1 protein-coding gene is annotated in these 1838 nt (G+C 35.2%); it reads right to left on the minus strand.

Annotated features, from left to right (window positions below; translation table 11 throughout):
- Positions 1-118 precede the first annotated feature (118 nt).
- Positions 119-1747, minus strand: coding sequence for a putative polysaccharide biosynthesis protein (locus ABUA27_RS12545; RefSeq protein ID WP_193760861.1), 1629 nt, complete (start codon positions 1745-1747; stop codon positions 119-121).
- Positions 1748-1838 lie beyond the last annotated feature (91 nt).

Here is a 1838-nt window from a genome sequence, read left to right on the forward strand (position 1 = left end):
GACTGCCCTTTACAAGTGGAAACCCCCAAATATTTAAAGCGAGTTTTTTATTGACCCCCCTTAAAAATTAAAGGTTCGTTTTTTATTGACCCCCCTTAAAAATTAAAGGTTCATTTTTTTAAGCTTTGTTTTTAAATAGTTTACGAATAATCTTATCTACATAAGGCACACCACTCAACATTTCTAAATGATCCTTGAAGATAAATAGAATACTGAAGAAGTAAACAACTACACCTACTATTATTGCAAGAATAAGTGGAATAAAGACACGGTGGAACACCTTGAAAAGTAGATAATATGAACCATAGGCACATGCACCCATTAAAATAGAAGCAACTAATGGTAATAAGACAGCTGTCTTAAAATTAACATGATAACCTACTAATTTATTAAGTGCATATTGGTTACTTACACACATCTGTAAAGCATAAAGCATAGTTCCAATAACAAGTAAATAAATACCTACATCTAGGAATTGTGATGGTACTAATACAAGCATTAATACTAAAATGACAACATGGACAACTAAAGCTTTAGCTGCGTTTCTTAAAGGGACTTTAACTGCCCCAATTGCCTGTAAGATACCATTAGATAAAGTAGATAAACCATAAAGGACAATTGCAGGAGCACCTAGAGTCAATGCGGTAGATGCAATCTTTAATGTCTTAGGCTGTGGGAAGATTAATCCCATTACAGGATAAGCAAGTACCCCCATCCCCACAGCAGCAGGAATTAAAATAAGCATAGTAATAAAAGTACTATTTTTAATATTTGCACGTACTTCTTTTAAATCTTTTAATGCATATGAACTAGAAATAGCTGGAATAGTAGCTGTACTCATGGCACTTGCGAGGGCAACAGGAACATTCATCAACACAACAAATTTACCTGCATAAACACCATAGAGTTTAACAACATCAATCAGGACTACACCACGTGCCTGCATAATACCATAGAAGATAAACATATCGATAGTAGAAACTAGGTTATAGATACATGTAGAAATGATGATTGGTGTGACTATGTTTAAAATAGAACGGAAGATGGCTTTGCCTGATTGTACACGAGGATCTGCGTCTGTTTCATCAATCATATGTCTACCTTTTCTAAGGTATACACATACCATATAGATAAGAGCGACAAGAACACCAAATCCAGTACCCAAGGCACTTCCTCCGGCACCACGACTTGCTAGTAAAGTATGATTATTAGCATATGGCTGAATAAATAAGTAAGCAGCACCAACAGAAACAACAGCATTCAACATTTGTTCAATAATCTGAGAGACTGATGTATAAACAGTTGTAGAATAAGCCTGGAAATAACCTCTTAATACACCTACTAAACCAGATAAGAAAATAGTAGGACATAAAATTCTTAATGCGAATACTGCATTCTCAGTCACAATCCAAGGGGCTAAGATAAATGTAAGCAAGGCAGCAGATCCACCTACGACAACAATATAGATCAGTGCACATTTAAAAATCTTACGGGCATTATTATACTGACGAAGAGCGAGTTTCTCACTGATTAGCTTAGAAATAGCTGTAGGAATACTGTAAGAAGAAATAAGTAATACCATCGCATAGATGTTATATGCTGTAGAGTAATACCCATTTCCTTCATCACCAATTAAAGCGGTTAATGGACTTCTATATAAGACACCGATAATACGAACAAGTATACCAGCGAGTGCAAGGATAGAAGCCTGCTTAACAATCGATTTAGATTTGTTCAAAATATTCACTCCTTATAAAATTCTTTTTGAATACCCACAAACCACAGGTCAGTGAAAATTAAATTTCATAAGCACCGATTAAACGGCGTTCATGAAGCTG

Origin of the sequence: Catenibacterium sp. RTP21428st1_D7_RTP21428_210409 (assembly GCF_040227455.1) — a bacterium.
In the GTDB taxonomy this organism is placed as follows: domain Bacteria; phylum Bacillota_I; class Bacilli_A; order Erysipelotrichales; family Coprobacillaceae; genus Catenibacterium; species Catenibacterium mitsuoka_A.